Source organism: Kineosporiaceae bacterium SCSIO 59966, assembly GCA_020881835.1.
Taxonomy (GTDB): Bacteria; Actinomycetota; Actinomycetes; order Actinomycetales; family SCSIO-59966; genus SCSIO-59966.
The window spans coordinates 1,070,063-1,092,292 of the sequence record CP052876.1 but is presented as its reverse complement, the minus strand read 5'-3'; the positions used below and the strand labels follow the sequence as shown (position 1 = coordinate 1,092,292).

General features: G+C 66.8%; 9 protein-coding genes and 5 rRNA genes. 1 reads left to right on the top strand and 13 read right to left on the bottom strand.

All coding sequences use genetic code 11. The features are described 5' to 3' along the window. Positions 1–31: 31 nt before the first annotated feature. Positions 32–3,182: ribosomal RNA gene (locus HJG43_05185) — 23S ribosomal RNA — on the bottom strand. 356 nt (positions 3,183–3,538) lie between these two features. Next, positions 3,539–5,069 (bottom strand): 16S ribosomal RNA (locus tag HJG43_05180). Together the 16S and 23S rRNA genes form the textbook arrangement of a ribosomal RNA operon. A gap of 1,122 nt (positions 5,070–6,191) precedes the next feature. Here HJG43_05180 and HJG43_05175 point away from each other — a divergent pair. After that, positions 6,192–7,565 (top strand): IS1380 family transposase, encoded by a 1,374-nt coding sequence (locus tag HJG43_05175; protein ID UER55730.1) that lies wholly within the window; start codon positions 6,192–6,194, stop codon positions 7,563–7,565. Between the two features lie 387 nt (positions 7,566–7,952). On the opposite strand, the gene rrf is transcribed toward HJG43_05175, so the two are convergent. From rrf to argB, 11 genes are all read right to left on the bottom strand, one after another. Continuing rightward, a 5S ribosomal RNA gene (gene rrf, locus HJG43_05170) occupies positions 7,953–8,069 on the bottom strand. Between the two features lie 79 nt (positions 8,070–8,148). After that, positions 8,149–11,297 (bottom strand): 23S ribosomal RNA (locus tag HJG43_05165). 356 nt (positions 11,298–11,653) lie between these two features. Beyond that, positions 11,654–13,184, bottom strand: a 16S ribosomal RNA gene (locus HJG43_05160). A 545-nt stretch (positions 13,185–13,729) separates the two neighbouring features. Further along, on the bottom strand, positions 13,730–14,998 hold the full coding sequence (locus HJG43_05155) for a tyrosine--tRNA ligase (protein UER55729.1): 1,269 nt from the start codon (positions 14,996–14,998) through the stop codon (positions 13,730–13,732). A gap of 56 nt (positions 14,999–15,054) precedes the next feature. Continuing rightward, positions 15,055–15,741: a DNA-3-methyladenine glycosylase gene (locus HJG43_05150; GenBank protein ID UER55728.1), complete on the bottom strand. Its 687-nt coding sequence runs from the start codon at positions 15,739–15,741 to the stop codon at positions 15,055–15,057. A 29-nt stretch (positions 15,742–15,770) separates the two neighbouring features. Continuing rightward, entirely contained in the window at positions 15,771–17,183 is a 1,413-nt protein-coding gene (gene argH / locus HJG43_05145) for an argininosuccinate lyase (GenBank protein ID UER54040.1), read from the bottom strand. Further along, a complete protein-coding gene (gene argG, locus HJG43_05140) occupies positions 17,183–18,595 on the bottom strand; it encodes an argininosuccinate synthase (GenBank protein ID UER54039.1) in 1,413 nt (470 codons plus the stop codon). Before argG ends, argH begins: the two co-directional genes overlap by 1 nt. Then, positions 18,592–19,167 carry an arginine repressor gene (locus HJG43_05135; GenBank protein ID UER54038.1) on the bottom strand — a complete coding sequence of 192 codons (576 nt, stop codon included), beginning with the start codon at positions 19,165–19,167 and terminating at the stop codon, positions 18,592–18,594. The genes argG and HJG43_05135 overlap by 4 nt, the downstream gene beginning before the upstream one ends. Continuing rightward, positions 19,164–20,108: an ornithine carbamoyltransferase gene (gene argF, locus HJG43_05130; protein ID UER54037.1), complete on the bottom strand. Its 945-nt coding sequence runs from the start codon at positions 20,106–20,108 to the stop codon at positions 19,164–19,166. The genes HJG43_05135 and argF overlap by 4 nt, the downstream gene beginning before the upstream one ends. Beyond that, positions 20,105–21,280, bottom strand: a complete 1,176-nt coding sequence (locus HJG43_05125) for an acetylornithine transaminase (GenBank protein UER55727.1) — start codon at positions 21,278–21,280, stop codon at positions 20,105–20,107. The genes argF and HJG43_05125 overlap by 4 nt, the downstream gene beginning before the upstream one ends. Positions 21,281–21,321: 41 nt before the next feature. Continuing rightward, positions 21,322–22,203 (bottom strand): acetylglutamate kinase, encoded by an 882-nt coding sequence (argB, locus tag HJG43_05120; protein ID UER55726.1) that lies wholly within the window; start codon positions 22,201–22,203, stop codon positions 21,322–21,324. Positions 22,204–22,230: the final 27 nt, after the last annotated feature.

Here is a 22,230-nt window from a genome sequence, read left to right as displayed (position 1 = left end):
CGCACAGTGGACGCAGAGCACTCGGTGAGTGTGTGGGCAAGTTGTCGGCTTATTAGTACCGGTCAGCTTCACGTGTTGCCACGCTTCCACGTCCGGCCTATCAACCCAGTAGTCTAGCTGGGAGCCTCTCGGGGTCGAGCCCCGTGGAGACCTCATCTTGAAGCAGGCTTCCCGCTTAGATGCTTTCAGCGGTTATCCTTTCCGAACGTAGCTAACCAGCGGTGCTCCTGGCGGAACAACTGGCACACCAGAGGTTCGTCCGTCCCGGTCCTCTCGTACTAGGGACAGCCCTTCTCAAGTCTCCTGCGCGCGCAGCGGATAGGGACCGAACTGTCTCACGACGTTCTAAACCCAGCTCGCGTACCGCTTTAATGGGCGAACAGCCCAACCCTTGGGACCTACTCCAGCCCCAGGATGCGACGAGCCGACATCGAGGTGCCAAACCATGCCGTCGATATGGACTCTTGGGCAAGATCAGCCTGTTATCCCCGGGGTACCTTTTATCCGTTGAGCGACCGCGTTTCCACGAACCACGGCCGGATCACTAGTTCCGACTTTCGTCCCTGCTCGAGATGTCTCTCTCGCAGTCAAGCTCCCTTGTGCACTTGCACTCGACACCTGATTGCCAACCAGGCTGAGGGAACCTTTGAGCGCCTCCGTTACCTTTTGGGAGGCAACCGCCCCAGTTAAACTACCCACCAGGCACTGTCCCTGATCCGGATCACGGACCGAGGTTAGATGTCCAGAACGACCAGAGTGGTATTTCAACGGTGACTCCACCGACACTGGCGTGCCGGCTTCACAGTCTCCCACCTATCCTACACAAGCCGTACCGAACACCAATACCAAGCTGTAGTAAAGGTCCCGGGGTCTTTCCGTCCTGCTGCGCGTAACGAGCATCTTTACTCGTAGTGCAATTTCGCCGAGTTCATGGTTGAGACAGCGGAGAAGTCGTTACGCCATTCGTGCAGGTCGGAACTTACCCGACAAGGAATTTCGCTACCTTAGGATGGTTATAGTTACCACCGCCGTTTACTGGCGCTTAAGTTCTGAGCTTCGCCGTGAGGCTAACCCGTCCCCTTAACGTTCCAGCACCGGGCAGGCGTCAGTCCGTATACATCGTCTTGCGACTTCGCACGGACCTGTGTTTTTAGTAAACAGTCGCTTCTCCCTGGTCTCTGCGGCCTTCCGGACTAGGCAGCACGTGCCGTCATCCGTCCGGCCCCCCTTCTCCCGAAGTTACGGGGGCATTTTGCCGAGTTCCTTAACCATGATTCTCTCGATCGCCTTGGTATTCTCTACCTGACCACCTGAGTCGGTTTGGGGTACGGGCGGCTAGAACCTCGCGCCGAGGCTTTTCTCGGCAGCATGGGATCACCCTGCTTCCCGCATTCGCGGTCACCATCAGGTCTCAGGCTGCGTGAGGTGCGGATTTGCCTACACCTCGCCCTACACCCTTGGACGTGGACTACCATCGCCACGCGGAGGCTACCCTTCTGCGTCACCCCTGTTACTGCGCTTACCTACTACCGGTTCGGGTCGCGCGCTCCCCCGCACCGGCCCCGAAGGGCCGACACGGCTTCGCACGCTCAGCATCACCGGCCTCGGTATGGGCGGTTCTTCGCCGGTACGGGAATATCAACCCGTTGTCCATCGACTACGCCTGTCGGCCTCGCCTTAGGTCCCGACTTACCCAGGGCGGATTAGCCTGGCCCTGGAACCCTTGGTCATTCGGCGGACGGGTTTCTCACCCGTCTTTCGCTACTCATGCCTGCATTCTCACTCGTGTGGCGTCCACGACTGGGTCACCCCGCCGCTTCACTCGCCACACGACGCTCCCCTACCCATCCACGCGCCTGGACCGGACCCGAAGGACCGGCCGGGCACACGCGTGAATGCCACAGCTTCGGCGGTGTGCTTGAGCCCCGCTACATTGTCGGCGCGGAATCACTTGACCAGTGAGCTATTACGCACTCTTTCAAGGGTGGCTGCTTCTAAGCCAACCTCCTGGTTGTCTGTGCAACTCCACATCCTTTCCCACTTAGCACACGCTTAGGGGCCTTAGCTGGTGGTCTGGGCTGTTTCCCTCTCGACTACGGAGCTTATCCCCCGCAGTCTCACTGCCACGCTCTCACTTACCGGCATTCGGAGTTTGGCTGACGTCAGTAACCTGGTAGGGCCCATCAGCCATCCAGTAGCTCTACCTCCGGCAAGAAACACGTGACGCTGCACCTAAATGCATTTCGGGGAGAACCAGCTATCACGAAGTTTGATTGGCCTTTCACCCCTACCCACAGGTCATCCCCCAGGTTTTCAACCCTGGTGGGTTCGGTCCTCCACGCGGTCTTACCCGCGCTTCAACCTGCCCATGGGTAGATCACTTCGCTTCGGGTCTAGGGCACGCGACTCAGTCGCCCTGTTCGGACTCGCTTTCGCTACGGCTTCCCCACACGGGTTAACCTCGCCACGTACCACTAACTCGCAGGCTCATTCTTCAAAAGGCACGCCGTCACCCCGCACGGAGGCTCCGACGGCTTGTAGGCACACGGTTTCAGGTACTATTTCATCCCGGGTACCCCCTTTCCTTTTCACCTTTCCCTCACGGTACTTGTCCGCTATCGGTCACCAGGGAGTATTTAGGCTTAGCAGGTGGTCCTGCCAGATTCGCACGGGATTTCTCGGGCCCCGTGCTACTTGGGATCCCCATCGGGAGGCCACGCCATTTCGCCTACGGGGGTTGCACCCTCTGTGCCGGGCCTTTCAATGCCCTTCGACTATGACGCGACTTTCTCACTCCCCGCCTCATCGGTAGCTGAGACAGACAGGTCCCACAACCCCGACCACGCAACGCCTACCAGCTGTCACACGTGACCGGTTTAGCCTCTTCCGCGTTCGCTCGCCACTACTGACGGAATCACTGTTGTTTTCTCTTCCTGTGGGTACTGAGATGTTTCACTTCCCCACGTTCCCTCCACACGCCCTATGTGTTCAGGCGCGGGTGACTGGACATGACTCCAGCCGGGTTTCCCCATTCGGACATCCTCGGATCACAGTTCGGTTGCCAACTCCCCGAGGCTTATCGCAGGCTCCTACGTCCTTCATCGGCTCCTGGTGCCAAGGCATCCACCGTGTGCCCTTAAAAACTTGGCCACAAAGTATTCAAAGATGCTCGCGTCCACTGTGCAGTTCTCAAGCTACGGGCGGCACCACCCCACACCCGGCGCCGGCCCCCACGAAGAAGACCAGTACACCGACAGGATGACCCGCAACCACCAGCACCCCCACCGGGAGCACCAGCAGCCCAGAAGGAACAGACACCAACGCCCGCACCCTCAGGACCCAACAGCGTGCCCAGACCGCCACCCGACACACCAGACGCGTTCCCCACCACAACCCCGAAGAGCCGTGACCGTACTAACGCCCGACGCACCCACGCGACGACCAACTAGCCGATGTTCCACCCACGAGCACCACCCCGAGAACACTCGCCCCGGGCATGGCCCTGGACGCGACCAGCACAAACCGGCCACGCCAGACGCTCCTTAGAAAGGAGGTGATCCAGCCGCACCTTCCGGTACGGCTACCTTGTTACGACTTCGTCCCAATCGCCAGTCCCACCTTCGACAGCTCCCTCCCACAAGGGGTTAGGCCACCGGCTTCGGGTGTTACCGACTTTCGTGACGTGACGGGCGGTGTGTACAAGCCCCGGGAACGTATTCACCGCAGCGTTGCTGATCTGCGATTACTAGCGACTCCGACTTCATGGGGTCGAGTTGCAGACCCCAATCCGAACTGAGACCAGCTTTTTGGGATTCGCTCCACCTCACGGTCTCGCAGCCCTTTGTACTGGCCATTGTAGCATGCGTGAAGCCCAAGACATAAGGGGCATGATGATTTGACGTCATCCCCACCTTCCTCCGAGTTGACCCCGGCAGTCTCCTATGAGTCCCCGGCACGACCCGCTGGCAACATAGGACGAGGGTTGCGCTCGTTGCGGGACTTAACCCAACATCTCACGACACGAGCTGACGACAACCATGCACCACCTGTACAGGACCCTTGCGGACCTCACATCTCTGCGAGATTTCCCTGTATGTCAAGCCTTGGTAAGGTTCTTCGCGTTGCATCGAATTAATCCGCATGCTCCGCCGCTTGTGCGGGGCCCCGTCAATTCCTTTGAGTTTTAGCCTTGCGGCCGTACTCCCCAGGCGGGGCGCTTAATGCGTTTGCTGCGGCACGGAACTCGTGGAATGAGCCCCACACCTAGCGCCCAACGTTTACGGCGTGGACTACCAGGGTATCTAATCCTGTTCGCTCCCCACGCTTTCGCTCCTCAGCGTCAGTTACGGCCCAGAGACCCGCCTTCGCCACCGGTGTTCCTCCTGATATCTGCGCATTTCACCGCTACACCAGGAATTCCAGTCTCCCCTACCGCACTCTAGTCTGCCCGTACCCACTGCAGGCCCGGAGTTAAGCCCCAGGTTTTCACAGCAGACGCGACAAACCGCCTACGAGCTCTTTACGCCCAATAAATCCGGACAACGCTTGCGCCCTACGTATTACCGCGGCTGCTGGCACGTAGTTAGCCGGCGCTTCTTCTGCAGGTACCGTCACTTGCGCTTCTTCCCTGCTGAAAGAGGTTTACAACCCGAAGGCCTTCATCCCTCACGCGGCGTCGCTGCATCAGGCTTTCGCCCATTGTGCAATATTCCCCACTGCTGCCTCCCGTAGGAGTCTGGGCCGTGTCTCAGTCCCAGTGTGGCCGGTCGCCCTCTCAGGCCGGCTACCCGTCGTCGCCTTGGTAGGCCATCACCCCACCAACAAGCTGATAGGCCGCGAGCCCATCCCCAACCGAAAAACTTTCCACACCACCAGATGCCCGGCAGTGTCATATCCGGTATTAGCACCGGTTTCCCGGAGTTATCCCAGAGTCGGGGGCAGGTTGCTCACGTGTTACTCACCCGTTCGCCACTGATCCACCAGTGCAAGCACCAGCTTCACCGTTCGACTTGCATGTGTTAAGCACGCCGCCAGCGTTCGTCCTGAGCCAGGATCAAACTCTCCATTGATGACAAACCGGCACCCACCCCACACAGGGACAGGACACCGCTCAATAGAGACCCCAACCCCCCGGCAAGGAGGTCAGGAATCAAACCTGGCAAAACAGCACCCACCCGACGAGACAGGCAGGCACCGCATCACCAAACACGCCCCATCCACCACCAGCACCACCACACAACGCAGCAGCACCACCAGCACGACGAGGCCATTCGGCATCGACTTTTAAGCACGCTGTTGAGTTCTCAAGGAACGGACGCGCACCACCCACCACAACCACACAGGCCGCAACAGACGGGGCTACCGCATGAACCTTCTTGCTCGAGCGAGCACCGAAGCACAGTCGGGCTTTTGGTAGCTCTGGCGCTCGAGCGGTGACCGAGCCTAGCACCTTGCGAGCATCGCTCCAAATCCAAGGCGCCCCTCGGTACTCACCGCGGACCGGCCTCCCTGGGGAGTCCGTGCCTCCAGCGGTGTCCCTAGAGTAGCACGGTCCAGGGTGGTCCTTGTCCGCCCGGCGCTCGGCGCGCACGGCGCCGCGTGCCGAGGCCAGGAGAGCAGGCCTGGCAGCGCCAGGAGCAGGGCCGGACAGCGCCAGGAGCACGGCCGGAGCGCGAGGGAGCCTGTGGTGAGCCCCTCCGTCCGGCCCCCTGGTGGTGATCATGCAAGCCCGCCACCCCGGACCCCGCTGCGTGTCTCGCATCGTGCCGAGCTCGTGCCGCGTCACGCCGGCACAGGGACGCTCTGGAGCACCACGCGGGCGGCCGCGACCAACGTCGCGGCCGCGTACTTCACCCCGCGCCATCACATCGGCGCCCCACTCATGCCGGCCCTCGAGCTAACCGCCCCCGGGGACGCTGTGGCCGATGAACAGTCCTCCCGGGCGTCCCAGGACCACCTGCGCGGTCCGGCCGATATGCACCGCCGTCAGCCATGCAGCCCAGAACCGACCGGGCTCACCGCAGTCCCCAGCGACAGCCGAGCCCCGAAGAGCACCACCTCCAGCACTGAGCCCTGATCCACCGACCGGGTTCGGCGGTGTGAGCGTGGCGTAGGGCGAGAATGCCCTCTTGAGCTGGGAGGATGTGGATTGCGACGTCTACGTCCAACCGCTCAAGAGGAGCACCTCGCAAGTGAAACCTTCTCACACGATCCGGCCGGTCTTCGATGACCCGAACCTGGTGTCGTCGGCGGGCCTGGTCCCTGCGTTGCGGCTGGCCGAGACCGCCGGCCTGTACGACCTCCTGGAGGAGGTGACGGTGCCTTCGCCGAACGCTGCGGTGAAGGCGGCGTGCGTGGTGGCCGGGATGCTGGCCGGCGCGGACTGCATCGATGACATGGACCTGCTGCGGCACGGCGGGATGACGAAGGTGTTCGGTGGGGTCCGCGCGCCCTCCACGCTGGGCACGTTCCTGCGGTCGTTCACCCACGGGCACGTCCAGCAGCTCGACAAGGTCAACGCCAGGCTGGTGGCGGGCCTGGCGGTGCGGGTCCCGGGCCTGCTGGCCGGCGCGGACACCGGCGGGATCGCCACGGTCGATGTCGATGACACCGTGCGGGAGGTCCACGGCTACGCCAAGCAGGGCGCCGCGTTCGGGTACACCAAGCAGCGTGGCCTGAACATCCAGCTCGCCACGGTCTCGACCCCGCTGGCCGCGCCGGTGATCGCCGGCGCGAGGCTCCGGTCGGGGAACACCGCCTCGGCCACGGGCGCGGGCCGGCTGCTGGCCCAGGGGATCACCACCGCCCGCGCCGCTGGCGTGAGGGGCCGGATCCTGGCCCGGGCGGACTCGGCCTACTACGGGTGGGCGTTCGTCGGCACCGCGATCAGGCACCAGGCGTGGTTCTCGGTCACCGCCCGGATGACCAAGACCGTCACCGCAGCGATCGCCAGCATCCCCGCCGACGCGTGGCAGCCGATCGAGTACCCGGACGCGATCTACGACGAGGCCGAGCAGCGGTGGGTCTCCCACGCCGAGGTCGCCGAGATCCCGTTCACCGCGTTCACCTCCCGCCGCAGGGGCGAGCACGTCACCTGCCGGCTCATCGTCCGCCGCGTGAAACGCCTCCAGCCGTTCGCCTGCGATGGGACCGAGCAGGGCGAGCTGTTCGCCACCTACCGCCACCACGCCTTCATCACCAACAGCACGTTCTCGACCATCGAGGCCGACGAACGTCACCGCGACCACGCGATCGTCGAGCAGGTCATCGCCGAGCTCAAAGACAACGCCCTGGCCCACCTGCCCAGCGGACGATACGCGGCGAACGCCGCCTGGGTCGCCCTGGCAGTGATCGCGTTCAACCTGGCCCGCGCCACCGCCGTCGCAGCAGACATGGCCAAGGCCAGATGGGCCAGCCTGCGCACCAAGATCATCGCCGTCCCCGCCAGGATCGCCACCACCGCCCGCAGGCTCGACCTCCACCTGCCCCGCGACTGGCCCTGGGCACCCGGATGGGAGTCGCTGTGGACGGCCGCGACCGGCCCACCCACCCTGGCAACGACCTGACCATCCAGCCCCAGCAGGGCGCGACTCGAGGAACCCGACGTGGAAGAGCCGGCACAGGCCGGCGGACCAGCCACGCCCACGACACCGACCGACCTCATCAGGCCACCGAAACCACCCAAGCCGAATCAGCGCGGTGGATCAGGGCTGAGCGCTGCATGGGCACAACTTGTCTGGCGTGTCGTGCCACACACACCAAACGTCTGGGAGCGGGCACCGGAGAGCAACCGGGGTGGCGGGATTGCATGATCACGGACAGGGGTCGGGGACTGATCACGCGTGGGTCGCGCAGGGTGGCGGGATTGCATGATCACGGACAGGGGAAAGGGTGAGGGAATGCGGATGACGGTCACCCCCGGGTGTGGGGGTGACCGTCATCGTGTGGGTGTTGTCCGGCGGTGTCCTACTCTCCCACGCGGTCTCCCGCGCAGTACCATCGGCGCTGTCGGGCTTAGCTTCCGGGTTCGGAATGGGACCGGGCGTTTCCCCGACGCTATGGCCGCCGGAACTCTATGGAGATGTCGTTCGGTGGTGGGCCGACCGTATCTCGGGAACCGCACAGTGGACGCAGAGCACTCGGTGAGTGTGTGGGCAAGTTGTCGGCTTATTAGTACCGGTCAGCTTCACGTGTTGCCACGCTTCCACGTCCGGCCTATCAACCCAGTAGTCTAGCTGGGAGCCTCTCGGGGTCGAGCCCCGTGGAGACCTCATCTTGAAGCAGGCTTCCCGCTTAGATGCTTTCAGCGGTTATCCTTTCCGAACGTAGCTAACCAGCGGTGCTCCTGGCGGAACAACTGGCACACCAGAGGTTCGTCCGTCCCGGTCCTCTCGTACTAGGGACAGCCCTTCTCAAGTCTCCTGCGCGCGCAGCGGATAGGGACCGAACTGTCTCACGACGTTCTAAACCCAGCTCGCGTACCGCTTTAATGGGCGAACAGCCCAACCCTTGGGACCTACTCCAGCCCCAGGATGCGACGAGCCGACATCGAGGTGCCAAACCATGCCGTCGATATGGACTCTTGGGCAAGATCAGCCTGTTATCCCCGGGGTACCTTTTATCCGTTGAGCGACCGCGTTTCCACGAACCACGGCCGGATCACTAGTTCCGACTTTCGTCCCTGCTCGAGATGTCTCTCTCGCAGTCAAGCTCCCTTGTGCACTTGCACTCGACACCTGATTGCCAACCAGGCTGAGGGAACCTTTGAGCGCCTCCGTTACCTTTTGGGAGGCAACCGCCCCAGTTAAACTACCCACCAGGCACTGTCCCTGATCCGGATCACGGACCGAGGTTAGATGTCCAGAACGACCAGAGTGGTATTTCAACGGTGACTCCACCGACACTGGCGTGCCGGCTTCACAGTCTCCCACCTATCCTACACAAGCCGTACCGAACACCAATACCAAGCTGTAGTAAAGGTCCCGGGGTCTTTCCGTCCTGCTGCGCGTAACGAGCATCTTTACTCGTAGTGCAATTTCGCCGAGTTCATGGTTGAGACAGCGGAGAAGTCGTTACGCCATTCGTGCAGGTCGGAACTTACCCGACAAGGAATTTCGCTACCTTAGGATGGTTATAGTTACCACCGCCGTTTACTGGCGCTTAAGTTCTGAGCTTCGCCGTGAGGCTAACCCGTCCCCTTAACGTTCCAGCACCGGGCAGGCGTCAGTCCGTATACATCGTCTTGCGACTTCGCACGGACCTGTGTTTTTAGTAAACAGTCGCTTCTCCCTGGTCTCTGCGGCCTTCCGGACTAGGCAGCACGTGCCGTCATCCGTCCGGCCCCCCTTCTCCCGAAGTTACGGGGGCATTTTGCCGAGTTCCTTAACCATGATTCTCTCGATCGCCTTGGTATTCTCTACCTGACCACCTGAGTCGGTTTGGGGTACGGGCGGCTAGAACCTCGCGCCGAGGCTTTTCTCGGCAGCATGGGATCACCCTGCTTCCCGCATTCGCGGTCACCATCAGGTCTCAGGCTGCGTGAGGTGCGGATTTGCCTACACCTCGCCCTACACCCTTGGACGTGGACTACCATCGCCACGCGGAGGCTACCCTTCTGCGTCACCCCTGTTACTGCGCTTACCTACTACCGGTTCGGGTCGCGCGCTCCCCCGCACCGGCCCCGAAGGGCCGACACGGCTTCGCACGCTCAGCATCACCGGCCTCGGTATGGGCGGTTCTTCGCCGGTACGGGAATATCAACCCGTTGTCCATCGACTACGCCTGTCGGCCTCGCCTTAGGTCCCGACTTACCCAGGGCGGATTAGCCTGGCCCTGGAACCCTTGGTCATTCGGCGGACGGGTTTCTCACCCGTCTTTCGCTACTCATGCCTGCATTCTCACTCGTGTGGCGTCCACGACTGGGTCACCCCGCCGCTTCACTCGCCACACGACGCTCCCCTACCCATCCACGCGCCTGGACCGGACCCGAAGGACCGGCCGGGCACACGCGTGAATGCCACAGCTTCGGCGGTGTGCTTGAGCCCCGCTACATTGTCGGCGCGGAATCACTTGACCAGTGAGCTATTACGCACTCTTTCAAGGGTGGCTGCTTCTAAGCCAACCTCCTGGTTGTCTGTGCAACTCCACATCCTTTCCCACTTAGCACACGCTTAGGGGCCTTAGCTGGTGGTCTGGGCTGTTTCCCTCTCGACTACGGAGCTTATCCCCCGCAGTCTCACTGCCACGCTCTCACTTACCGGCATTCGGAGTTTGGCTGACGTCAGTAACCTGGTAGGGCCCATCAGCCATCCAGTAGCTCTACCTCCGGCAAGAAACACGTGACGCTGCACCTAAATGCATTTCGGGGAGAACCAGCTATCACGAAGTTTGATTGGCCTTTCACCCCTACCCACAGGTCATCCCCCAGGTTTTCAACCCTGGTGGGTTCGGTCCTCCACGCGGTCTTACCCGCGCTTCAACCTGCCCATGGGTAGATCACTTCGCTTCGGGTCTAGGGCACGCGACTCAGTCGCCCTGTTCGGACTCGCTTTCGCTACGGCTTCCCCACACGGGTTAACCTCGCCACGTACCACTAACTCGCAGGCTCATTCTTCAAAAGGCACGCCGTCACCCCGCACGGAGGCTCCGACGGCTTGTAGGCACACGGTTTCAGGTACTATTTCACTCCCCTCCCGGGGTACTTTTCACCTTTCCCTCACGGTACTTGTCCGCTATCGGTCACCAGGGAGTATTTAGGCTTAGCAGGTGGTCCTGCCAGATTCGCACGGGATTTCTCGGGCCCCGTGCTACTTGGGATCCCCATCGGGAGGCCACGCCATTTCGCCTACGGGGGTTGCACCCTCTGTGCCGGGCCTTTCAATGCCCTTCGACTATGACGCGACTTTCTCACTCCCCGCCTCATCGGTAGCTGAGACAGACAGGTCCCACAACCCCGACCACGCAACGCCTACCAGCTGTCACACGTGACCGGTTTAGCCTCTTCCGCGTTCGCTCGCCACTACTGACGGAATCACTGTTGTTTTCTCTTCCTGTGGGTACTGAGATGTTTCACTTCCCCACGTTCCCTCCACACGCCCTATGTGTTCAGGCGCGGGTGACTGGACATGACTCCAGCCGGGTTTCCCCATTCGGACATCCTCGGATCACAGTTCGGTTGCCAACTCCCCGAGGCTTATCGCAGGCTCCTACGTCCTTCATCGGCTCCTGGTGCCAAGGCATCCACCGTGTGCCCTTAAAAACTTGGCCACAAAGTATTCAAAGATGCTCGCGTCCACTGTGCAGTTCTCAAGCTACGGGCGGCACCACCCCACACCCGGCGCCGGCCCCCACGAAGAAGACCAGTACACCGACAGGATGACCCGCAACCACCAGCACCCCCACCGGGAGCACCAGCAGCCCAGAAGGAACAGACACCAACGCCCGCACCCTCAGGACCCAACAGCGTGCCCAGACCGCCACCCGACACACCAGACGCGTTCCCCACCACAACCCCGAAGAGCCGTGACCGTACTAACGCCCGACGCACCCACGCGACGACCAACTAGCCGATGTTCCACCCACGAGCACCACCCCGAGAACACTCGCCCCGGGCATGGCCCTGGACGCGACCAGCACAAACCGGCCACGCCAGACGCTCCTTAGAAAGGAGGTGATCCAGCCGCACCTTCCGGTACGGCTACCTTGTTACGACTTCGTCCCAATCGCCAGTCCCACCTTCGACAGCTCCCTCCCACAAGGGGTTAGGCCACCGGCTTCGGGTGTTACCGACTTTCGTGACGTGACGGGCGGTGTGTACAAGCCCCGGGAACGTATTCACCGCAGCGTTGCTGATCTGCGATTACTAGCGACTCCGACTTCATGGGGTCGAGTTGCAGACCCCAATCCGAACTGAGACCAGCTTTTTGGGATTCGCTCCACCTCACGGTCTCGCAGCCCTTTGTACTGGCCATTGTAGCATGCGTGAAGCCCAAGACATAAGGGGCATGATGATTTGACGTCATCCCCACCTTCCTCCGAGTTGACCCCGGCAGTCTCCTATGAGTCCCCGGCACGACCCGCTGGCAACATAGGACGAGGGTTGCGCTCGTTGCGGGACTTAACCCAACATCTCACGACACGAGCTGACGACAACCATGCACCACCTGTACAGGACCCTTGCGGACCTCACATCTCTGCGAGATTTCCCTGTATGTCAAGCCTTGGTAAGGTTCTTCGCGTTGCATCGAATTAATCCGCATGCTCCGCCGCTTGTGCGGGGCCCCGTCAATTCCTTTGAGTTTTAGCCTTGCGGCCGTACTCCCCAGGCGGGGCGCTTAATGCGTTTGCTGCGGCACGGAACTCGTGGAATGAGCCCCACACCTAGCGCCCAACGTTTACGGCGTGGACTACCAGGGTATCTAATCCTGTTCGCTCCCCACGCTTTCGCTCCTCAGCGTCAGTTACGGCCCAGAGACCCGCCTTCGCCACCGGTGTTCCTCCTGATATCTGCGCATTTCACCGCTACACCAGGAATTCCAGTCTCCCCTACCGCACTCTAGTCTGCCCGTACCCACTGCAGGCCCGGAGTTAAGCCCCAGGTTTTCACAGCAGACGCGACAAACCGCCTACGAGCTCTTTACGCCCAATAAATCCGGACAACGCTTGCGCCCTACGTATTACCGCGGCTGCTGGCACGTAGTTAGCCGGCGCTTCTTCTGCAGGTACCGTCACTTGCGCTTCTTCCCTGCTGAAAGAGGTTTACAACCCGAAGGCCTTCATCCCTCACGCGGCGTCGCTGCATCAGGCTTTCGCCCATTGTGCAATATTCCCCACTGCTGCCTCCCGTAGGAGTCTGGGCCGTGTCTCAGTCCCAGTGTGGCCGGTCGCCCTCTCAGGCCGGCTACCCGTCGTCGCCTTGGTAGGCCATCACCCCACCAACAAGCTGATAGGCCGCGAGCCCATCCCCAACCGAAAAACTTTCCACACCACCAGATGCCCGGCAGTGTCATATCCGGTATTAGCACCGGTTTCCCGGAGTTATCCCAGAGTCGGGGGCAGGTTGCTCACGTGTTACTCACCCGTTCGCCACTGATCCACCAGTGCAAGCACCAGCTTCACCGTTCGACTTGCATGTGTTAAGCACGCCGCCAGCGTTCGTCCTGAGCCAGGATCAAACTCTCCATTGATGACAAACCGGCACCCACCCCACACAGGGACAGGACACCGCTCAATAGAGACCCCAACCCCCCGGCAAGGAGGTCAGGAATCAAACCTGGCAAAACAGCACCCACCCGACGAGACAGGCAGGCACCGCATCACCAAACACGCCCCATCCACCACCAGCACCACCACACAACGCAGCAGCACCACCAGCACGACGAGGCCATTCGGCATCGACTTTTAAGCACGCTGTTGAGTTCTCAAGGAACGGACGCGCACCACCCACCACAACCACACAGGCCGCAACAGACGGGGCGTGACCTACCTCTGTGCCGTCCGGTACCCCTCGGGAGACTTCCCGACGGTGTCCGGCGCGGCGGCCCAGCCTAGCACTCCGGCGACCCTGGTCGTGACCACGGCTCCGGCGTCCGGTTCTGGGTGGCTCACCCGGGGACCGGCCACCGTGCGGTGTCCGTGCCTCCTGCCGGGCGAACGACGGGAACAGTACGCAGCGCCCGCACCCGCCGTCAAATCACCTAGGGCGGTTGCGCCGGGGCAGTCGCGAACCGGCTCACGACGGCCGGACCTCGACCGCCCCGAGGGTGCGCCGGCCACGCCGCAGCACCAGCCAGCGACCGTGCAGCAGCTGCTCGGCTCCCACGGCCGCGTCGGGGTCGGTGACCTTGGAGTTGTTCACGTAGGCCCCGCCCTCGGCGACCACCCGTCGTCCGGCGGAGATGCTCGGCACCACACCGGCTGCGACCAGCAGCCGGGGCACGTCGACGAGGTCCTCCGCCGTCACCGCTCCTGTCGGCACCTCGGCCAGGGCCTCGGCCAGGGTGCGTTCGTCCAGGTCCCCCAGGTCTCCCCGGCCGAACAGGGCGTGGCCGGCCGCCTCGGCGCGACGGGCGGCGTCCTGCCCGTGGACGAGGGCCGTGACGTCCCGGGCCAGCACCCGCTGCGCCTCCCGGGCGGCCGGCCGCTCCCGGGTGGCGACCTCCAGGGCGGCGATCTCGTCCGCGTCGCGGAAGGTGAAGACCCGTAGGTAGTCGGCCACGGAGGCGTCCTCGGCAGCCAGCCAGAACTGGAAGAAGGCGTACGGGCTGGTGAGCGCCGGGTCGAGCCAGACGGCCTGCCCCTCGGTCTTGCCGAACTTCGTGCCGTCGGCCTTGGTGAGCAGCGGGGTCGCCAGGGCGTGGGCCCGGTGGCCCTCGACGCGCCGGATCAGGTCGACCCCGGCGGTGAGGTTGCCCCACTGGTCGCTGCCGCCGAGCTGCAGCGAGCACCCGAACCGGCGGTGCAGCTCGAGGAAGTCGTTGCTCTGCAGCAGCACGTAGCTGAACTCGGTGTAGCTGATGCCGGTCGAGGCGAGGCGGGTGGCGACGGCCTCCCGGTCGAGCATCCGGTTGACGCTGAAGTGCTTCCCGACGTCGCGCAGCAGCTCGATGGCCGACATCTCGGCTGTCCAGTCGAGGTTGTTGACCACCGTGGCCGCGTTCGGACCGTCGAAGGACAGGAACGGCTCGATCTGGCCGCGGATCCGGTCGACCCAGGAGGCGACGACCTCAGGGTCGTTCAGGGTCCGCTCTCCAGTGGCCTTCGGGTCCCCGATGAGCCCGGTGGCTCCGCCGACCAGGGCGATCGGCCGGTGCCCGTGCTGCTGCAGCCGCCGGGCGGTGAGCACCTGCACGAGGTGGCCCACGTGCAGGCTCGGCGCCGTCGGGTCGAAGCCGACGTAGTACGTCACCGGTCCGTCGTCGAGCGCCTGCCGCAACGCGGTCTCGTCGGTGCACTCGGCCACCAGGCCGCGCCACCTCAGCTCGTCGAGGACGTGGGTCACGGTCGGTCCCTCCGGGTCGTCGGCGCCGTCCGGCTGCGTCTCGCCGTCCGGCTCGGTCACCGGACCGGCCGGCGACCGGGGTCAAGCCTGCCCGATCGCCGGCTACTGGTCTGAGCCGCCCTGCGCCGCGTGGCCGGGCGGTAGGCGGACACCGTCGCCTCGCCGTCCAGCCAGTAGCGCCACGGGTGCAGGCCGCCGTCCCCGCCCGGCCCGCTGACCCCGACCCGGGGACCGGTGCGGACCGCGGCCGGGTCGACGGACCGACCGGGCAGCACCTGCAGCGCAGCGCCGGGAGCGCACGCGTCCAGCCCGGACTCGCCGCCGTGCAGCCCCAAGGCCGCAGCGAGCCGGGCCGGCCCCCGAGCGAGGTCGGCGTCCCGGCGGGCGGTTGGACGGCGGCTGCGGGCCAGGTCGAGACCGTCGACGACCTGCCCGGCGCGCAGCAGCACCGCCGACGCGCTGCCCTGCTGCCCGCAGACGAGGTTGGCGCACCAGTGCATGCCGTAGCTCAGGTAGACGTAGACGTGCCCGGCAGGGCCGAACATCACGGCGGTGCGCGGGGTCGGACCCCGGTAGGCGTGCGAACCCGGGTCGTCCTGACCGGCGTAGGCCTCGACCTCGGTCAACCGGACGGCGACCGTCCCCTGCGCGTCCCGGCGGACGACGACGCAGCCGAGCAGGTCCGGGGCCACCTCGAGGACAGGGCGGGCGAAGAACCCGCGGTCCAGCCGGTCAGCGTCCACCGGGTCGGGCCCGGACGGCGCGGCGGTGCTCACGGGGCCAGTGCCGCCAGCGCCGCACGCAGCTCGTCGAGCTGCTCGACGACCCGCACCGGGGCGGTGCCGCCACGGGCGTCCCGGGAGGCGAGGGACCCCTGCACGGTGAGGACCTCCCGCACGTCGGCAGTGAGGTGCTCGCTGATCCGGCGCAGGTCCTCCTCCCCCAGGTCGACGAGGTCGATCCCCCGCTGCTCGCACACCCGGACGCAGGTGCCGGCCACCTCGTGGGCGGTTCGGAACGGCACGCCCCGGCGGACCAGCCACTCCGCCACGTCGGTGGCCAGCGAGAAGCCCTGCGGCGCGAGCTCCTCCAGCCGCTCGGTCCGGAAGCGCAGCGTCGCCACCATGCCGGTGAAGGCGGGCAGCAGCACGGCGAGGGTGTCGACGGCGTCGAACAGCGGCTCCTTGTCCTCCTGGAGGTCACGGTTGTACGCCAGCGGCAGCGCCTTGAGCGTGGTGAGCAGGCCGGTGAGGTCACCGACGAGGCGGCCGGCCTTGCCGCGGGCGAGCTCGGCGACGTCGGGGTTCTTCTTCTGCGGCATGATGCTCGACCCCGTCGAGTAGGCGTCGTCGAGCTCGACGAACCCGAACTCGCGGGTCGCCCACAGGACGACCTCCTCGGCCAGCCGGGAGACGTCGACCGCGACCATGGCGGCCACGAAGGCGAACTCGGCCGCGACGTCCCGGGACGCGGTGGCGTCGATGGAGTTCGGCGAGCTGTCGTCGAACCCGAGGTCGGCGGCGACGAGCCGGGGGTCGAGTCCGAGCGAGGAGCCCGCCAGCGCACCGGACCCGTACGGGGACACCGCGGCCCGACGGTCCCAGTCGCGCCAGCGCTCGAGGTCACGCACCAGCGGCCAGGCGTGCGCCAGCAGGTGGTGGGACAGCAGGACCGGCTGCGCGTGCTGCAGGTGGGTGCGCCCCGGCATGGCGACCCCCAGGTGCCGCTCGGCCTGCTCGGTGAGGGCGGCGACGAGGTCGCGGACCAGGCCCGACAGGCGACGGGCGGCGTCCCGCAGGTACATGCGCAGCAGGGTGGCGATCTGGTCGTTCCGGGACCGGCCCGCCCGCAGGCGCCCGCCCAGGTCCGCGCCGACGCGCTCGATCAGCGCCCGCTCCAGGGCGGAGTGCACGTCCTCGTCGTCCGGGTGCGGGGTGAGGTCACCGGAGGTGACGTCGTCGAGGAGCTGTTGCAGGCCGGACAGCATGGCGGCGAGCTGGTTGTCGTCGAGCAGCCCGGCGCGGTGCAGCACGCGGGCGTGCGCCATCGACCCGGCCAGGTCGTACGGGGCGAGCCGCCAGTCGAAGTGCGTTGACCGGGACAGCTCGGCCAGCGCGTCGGAGGGGCCGCCGGCGAACCGGCCGCCCCACAGGCTGCCTGCTCTCGTGCCGCTCTCGTCGTCCATCAGTCCGTCCCTGCCTCCATGGCGGCGTTGTCGAGCGCCGCGTCCTGCTCGCCGCGCACCGCGGGGTTCTCCGCGATCTGCTCGGCGCCGCCGGCCTCGAGCGCCGCGAACAGCGGTCCGGCCGGGAGCTGCTCCTGCCTGGCGTACTGCTCCAGCCGCATCCGGGAGTCGGCGATGTCGAGGTTGCGCATCGTCAGCTGGCCGATCCGGTCGGTCGGCCCGAAGGCGGGCGACTCGGTGCGCTCCATCGACAGCCGGTCCGGGTGGTAGGAGAACGCCGCACCACGCGTGTCGAGGATGGTGTAGTCCTCCCCGCGGCGCAGCCGGACGGTGACCTCACCGGTGACGAGCGAGGCGACCCAGCGCTGCAGGGACTCGCGCAGCATCAACGCCTGCGGGTCGGCCCAGCGCCCCTCGTACAGCAGCCGGCCCAGGCGGCGGCCGTCGGCGTGGTAGGCGGCGATGGTGTCCTCGTTGTGGACGGCGTTGAGCAGCCGTTCGTAGCCGATCCACAGCAGCGCCATGCCCGGGGCCTCGTAGACGCCACGCGACTTCGCCTCGATGATCCGGTTCTCGATCTGGTCGGACATCCCGAGTCCGTGGCGGCCGCCGATCGCGTTGACGACGTGGACGAGCTCGACCGGGTCGTCGTACCGGGTGCCGTTCACCGCGACCGGCCGGCCCTGCTCGAAACGTACGGTGACGTCCTCCGGGGCGATCTCGACGTCCGGGTCCCAGAACCGCACCCCCATGATCGGCTGGACGGTCTCCAGCGAGACGTCGAGGTGCTCGAGGGTCTTCGCCTCGTGCGTCGCCCCCCAGATGTTGGCGTCGGTCGAGTACGCCTTCTCCTCGCTGTCCCGGTAGGGCAGGTCGTGCTCGCGCAGCCACCGGCTCATCTCGGCACGGCCGCCGAGCTCGGCCACGAACTCGGCGTCCAGCCACGGCTTGTAGATGCGCAGGGCCGGGTTGGCGAGCAGCCCGTACCGGTAGAACCGCTCGATGTCGTTGCCCTTGAACGTCGAGCCGTCGCCCCAGATGTCGACGCCGTCGGCGTGCATGGCCCGCACCAGGAGCGTCCCGGTGACGGCCCGCCCCAGCGGGGTGGTGTTGAAGTAGACCCGGCCGGCGGAGCGGATGTGGAAGGCGCCGCAGGCGATGGCGACCAGGCCCTCCTCGACGAGCTCGCGGCGGCAGTCGACGACCCGGGCCAGCTCGGCGCCGTACTGCAGGGCACGGCCGGGGACGCCGGAGACGTCCGGCTCGTCGTACTGGCCGAGGTCGGCGGTGTAGGCGCACGGCACGGCGCCCTTGTCGCGCATCCACGCGACGGCGACGGAGGTGTCGAGCCCGCCGGAGAAGGCGATGCCGACGCGCTCGCCGCGCGGGAGGGTGGTGAGGACCTTGCTCACGGTGTGTCGTCTCTCCGGTCGGTCGGGTGCGGGGTGTGGTGGTCGGGCACCGGGTCGGGCACCGGGCCGGGCGGCTCGGGGCGCCCGGCCAGCGCGAGGAAGGTGCGGGCCACGTCCGGGCCGCCGTGCGGGTCCCGGCAGATCAGCAGCACGGTGTCGTCGCCGGCGATCGAGCCGAGGACCTCCGGCAGGGCGGCGTGGTCGACGGCGGAGGCCAGGAACTGGGCCGCCCCGGGAGGGGTGCGCAGGACGACGAGGTTGGCCGAGGCCTCGGCGGTCACCAGGAGGTCCTCGCACAGCCGCGCCAGTCGGCCGGTCAGCACCTCCTGGGTCACCCCGGCGCGAGGGGTCCGGTCGCCGCCCTCGCCGGGCACGGCGTAGACGAGGCCGCCGTCCACGCCGCGGACCCGGACGGCGCCCATCTCCACCAGGTCGCGGGACAGGGTGGCCTGGGTGACGGTGAGGCCGTCGGCGGCCAGCAGCTCGGCGAGCTCGCCCTGGGAGCGGACCTCGCGGCGGGCCAGCAGGTCGGCGATCCGGGCGTGCCGAGCGGCCTTGGTCGCCGGGATCACGGTGCGCCCGCAGAGCCGTCCAGCAGCCAGGTGAGCAGCGCCTTCTGCGCGTGCAGCCGGTTCTCCGCCTCGTCCCAGACGGCGGAGGACGGCCCGTCGATGACGGACGCCGCGATCTCCTTGCCGCGGTAGGCCGGCAGGCAGTGCAGGACGACGACGTCGTCAGCGGCGCGGGCCAGCGCGCCCTCGTCCACCGCGAACGGCACGAACGGCGCCTCCCGGGCGGCGGCCTCGTCCTCCTGCCCCATCGAGACCCAGGTGTCGGTCGCCAGGACGTCGGCGCCGTCCGCGGCGGCCGCAGGGTCGGTGAGCACGGTGACGGACCCGCCGGTGCCGGCGGCGATCCGCTGGGCGGCCGCGACGACGTCCGGGTCGGGCAGGTAGCCCTGCGGGCCGGCCAGCCGCACGTGCATCCCGGCGGTGGCCCCGCCGAGGGCGTAGGAGTGGGCCATGTTGTTCCCGGCGTCGCCCAGGTAGGCCAGGGTGAGCCCGGCGAGCCGGCCGCGCCGCTCGGTGACCGTCAGCAGGTCCGCGAGCACCTGGCAGGGGTGGAAGGTGTCGGTGAGGGCGTTGACGACGGGGACCCGGGAGACCGCGGCCATCGCCTCCAGGCGGGCCTGCTCGAACGTCCGCCAGACGATGGCGACGGCCTGCCGGTCCAGGACCCGGGTGGTGTCCTCGACCGGCTCGCCGCGGCCCATCTGGCTGGTGCCGGTGTCCAGGACGAGCGGGTAGCCGCCGAGCTCGGCGATGCCGACGCTGAACGAGACCCGGGTGCGGGTGGAGGGCTTGTCGAACAGGACGGCGACGGTCAGCGGGCCCTGCAGCGGACGGCGGGAGAACCGGTCGGCCTTGAGCCGGGCCGCCAGGGCCAGCACCTCGGCCTGCTCGTCCGGGGTGAGGTCGTCGTCGCGCAGGAAGTGGCGAGGGGCGGGGGTCATCGGCTCTCCCGGTCGGGGTCGGCGGCGGTGAGGACGCCGGGCAGGGCGTCGAGCAGGCGGGTGACCTGCTCGTCGGTGAGGACGAGCGGTGGGGCGATCCGGACGGCGTCCGGGGCCACGGCGTTGAGGATGAGGCCGGCGTCCAGCCCGGCGGCCACGACGTCGGCGGCGACCGGGCGGCGCAGCACGATCGCCTGCAGCAGGCCGGCCCCGCGGGTGCCGGCCACCAGCGGGTGCTGCAGCGCGGTGACGCCGGCGGTGATCCGGCGGCCGAGCACGGCGGCCCGCTCCACCAGCCCCTCCTGCCGGACCGTGCGGATCACCGCGAGCCCCGCGGCCGCGGCGACCGGGTTGCCGCCGAACGTCGTCCCGTGCTGACCGGGGCCCAGCAGCGCCCCCGGCCCCTCGCCCAGGGCGACGGCCGCGCCCACCGGGATGCCACCGCCGAGTCCCTTGGCCAGGGTCACGACGTCCGGGAGCACGCCGTCCGGCAGGCCCAGACCCGGCAGCCGGTGGGCGAACCAGGCCCCGGTCCGGCCGATCCCGGTCTGCACCTCGTCGAGGACGAGCAGCGCCCCGGCCGCGGCGGTGATCTCGCGGGCCGCGGTCAGGTAGCCGTCCGGGGCGGGCCGCACTCCGCCCTCGCCGAGGATCGGCTCGAGGACGACGGCGGCGACCTGCTCGTCGACGGCGGCCGCCAGCGCGTCGACGTCACCGAACGGGACGTGCCGCACACCGGGCACGAGCGGGGCGAACGGGTCCCGGTAGGCGGCCCGGGAGGTGAGGCTGAGGGCGCCCATCGTGCGACCGTGGAAGCCGTCGACGGCGGCGACGACGTGCGGGCGCCCGGTGCGGCGGGCGAGCTTGAACGCCGCCTCGTTCGCCTCGGCGCCGGAGTTGCAGAAGAACACCCGCGACCCCGGCGGCGCGAGGAGCAGGGCGAGCAGCTCCTCGGCGAGCTCGATCTGCGGGCGGGTGGCGAAGAAGTTCGAGACGTGCCCGAGGGTGGCGAGCTGGTCGGTCACCGCGGCCACCAGCGCCGGGTGGGCGTGGCCGAGGACGTTCGTGGCGATCCCGCCGAGCAGGTCGAGGTAGCGGCGCCCGTCGGCGTCCTCGACCTCGGCGCCCCGGCCCCGGACCAGGACCCGCTGCGGGGTGCCGTAGGTGTTCATCACGGCCGCGCCGTACCGGCGCAGCAGGTCGTCGGTGCCGTTCACGGCGTCACCATCGTCCCGGTCCCCTCGCTGGTGAGCATCTCCAGGGCCAGCGCGTGCGGCAGCCGGCCGTCCACCACGGTCGCCCGCCGGACGCCGCCGCGCACCGCCCGCAGGCAGGCCTGCATCTTCGGTCGCATCCCCGAGTCGATCTCGGGCAGCACCCGCTCGAGCTCGTCGGCGGTGATCGCCTCGACGAGGGAGGAGCGGTCCGGCCAGTCGGCGTACAGGCCCTCGACGTCGGTGAGGATGACGAGCTTGACCGCGCCGAGGGCGACGGCGAGCGCGGCGGCCGCGGTGTCGGCGTTGACGTTGAGCACCTTGCCGTCCGGCCCCGGCGCCACCGAGGACACCACGGGGATCCGGCCGGCCTCGACGAGGTCGAGGACCGCGGCCGGCCGGACGTCGGTGACGTCCCCCACCCGGCCGAGGTCCACCTCCTCGCCGTCGACGACGGCCCGGGTGGGGCGGGCGGTGAACAGCCCGGCGTCCTCGCCGGACAGGCCGACGGCGTGCGGTCCGTGCCCGTTGACGAGTCCGACGAGCTCGCGGCCGACCTGCCCGACGAGCACCATCCGCACGACGTCGGCGGCCTCGTCGGTGGTGACCCGCAGCCCGCCGCGGAACTCGGTCGCGATGCCGAGGCGGTCGAGCATCCGGGTGACCTGGGGACCGCCGCCGTGGACGACGACGGGCCGGATACCGGCGTAGCGCAGCAGCACCATGTCCTCGGCGAAGGCGGCCTTGAGGGTGTCGTCGACCATGGCGTTGCCGCCGTACTTGACCACGACGACCTGGCCGTGGAACTCCTTGAGCCACGGCAGGGCGTCGAGCAGCACGCCGGCGCGCCGGGCGTCCGCCTCGGGGTCGAACGGGCGCATCGGCCGGCTGGTGCCCCAGCGGCGGGT

Excerpts from the sequence above, each read along its gene's own strand:
- HJG43_05125 (UER55727.1), bottom strand. The coding sequence starts at position 21,280 with ATGAACACCTACGGCACCCCGCAGCGGGTCCTGGTCCGGGGCCGGGGC.
- argB (UER55726.1), bottom strand. The coding sequence starts at position 22,203 with ATGCGCCCGTTCGACCCCGAGGCGGACGCCCGGCGCGCCGGCGTGCTG.
- argH (UER54040.1), bottom strand. The coding sequence starts at position 17,183 with ATGGACGACGAGAGCGGCACGAGAGCAGGCAGCCTGTGGGGCGGCCGG.
- argF (UER54037.1), bottom strand. The coding sequence starts at position 20,108 with ATGACCCCCGCCCCTCGCCACTTCCTGCGCGACGACGACCTCACCCCG.